Source organism: Hymenobacter lapidiphilus (assembly GCF_013377885.1).
Classification (GTDB): Bacteria; Bacteroidota; Bacteroidia; order Cytophagales; family Hymenobacteraceae; genus Hymenobacter; species Hymenobacter lapidiphilus.
Genome location: NZ_JABKAU010000099.1, coordinates 1 through 923 on the forward strand (window position 1 = coordinate 1; position 923 = coordinate 923).

Genomic DNA, 923 nt, shown 5'->3' on the forward strand with positions numbered 1-923 from the left:
GCTGCTGCAGGCCGAGCTGGCCAGCGCCCAAAGCAACGGCCTGATCAGCGCCGCCAAACAGGCCGCCACGCTGCGCAAGATGCACGGCACCTACACGCCCGATGGCCTGCTGGCCCTGCTGCTGAGCGCCCACTACGGCATTGCCAAGCTGCGCACGGCCCGCGCCCTTGCCTGCGTCAAGCCGGCCGATGAGTTTTTCGCCCTCACCTCTTTCGCCGCCTAAGCCATGCCTGACTTCATCCCTGCCCTGGTGGCCGAGCTGCAGCCGCTACTTGATGCCGCGGGCCTGCACTGCCTCGACATCGGGGCCAACTACAGCACCCGCAACGGCTACGCCTACGAGGCCGGCTGCTTTCGCGGCACGGTGTACCTGAGCCTGCTGCCGCTGCTCGGAGCCTTCACCGAAGCCGAGTTGCGGCAGGGGCTACAAGACGCCCTGCTCGACCAGCTGAACGCCTACTACAGTGGAATCCCGCAGCTATGAAGACCCTGCTGAACCCCACCACGCCGCTGGCCGCTGCCCTTGGGGCCAACATCGAAGCCATCCGCCGGCAACACGCCCCGGCCCCGGTAAAAGTGCCCACCGGGCGCGTCCGCTGCCAGCTGAGTGAGCTCGTTGTCCTCCTTCGCCACCAAACCCGCTAACGCTATGAAAACCGCTACCCGCTTCTGCGCCGCCTGCCTGCTGCCGTGGGCTACGTCCGCCCTGCGCGCCGCCGCTGTGGCCGCGCTACTCGGCTCCTGCACCCGCCTGCAGGATGCGCCCGACCCGCGCCCCGCCGCTACGCGCTACGAGCTGGCCCCCGAGCGGCGGCTTGATACCTACGAGGACGCGGGACAGTGGACCCGGCCGGTGCCGGCCGATACCACGCGGGCCGGGTGGTAGCAGCCGCCGCCCGCCAGCCCCGGCCGCAACCGGGGCA

General features: G+C 69.9%; 4 protein-coding genes. All 4 read left to right on the top strand.

The window, feature by feature from the left end:
• Positions 1-223, top strand: a 223-nt coding sequence (locus HW554_RS20230; protein ID WP_176910337.1) for a hypothetical protein, incomplete at its 5' end; no start/stop codon positions are given.
• A 3-nt stretch (positions 224-226) separates the two neighbouring features.
• Positions 227-484, top strand: coding sequence for a hypothetical protein (locus HW554_RS20235; RefSeq protein ID WP_176910338.1), 258 nt, complete (start codon positions 227-229; stop codon positions 482-484).
• Positions 481-645, top strand: coding sequence for a hypothetical protein (locus HW554_RS20240; protein ID WP_176910339.1), 165 nt, complete (start codon positions 481-483; stop codon positions 643-645). Before HW554_RS20235 ends, HW554_RS20240 begins: the two co-directional genes overlap by 4 nt.
• 4 nt (positions 646-649) lie before the next feature.
• Positions 650-886 carry a hypothetical protein gene (locus HW554_RS20245; RefSeq protein WP_176910340.1) on the top strand — a complete coding sequence of 79 codons (237 nt, stop codon included), beginning with the start codon at positions 650-652 and terminating at the stop codon, positions 884-886.
• Positions 887-923 lie beyond the last annotated feature (37 nt).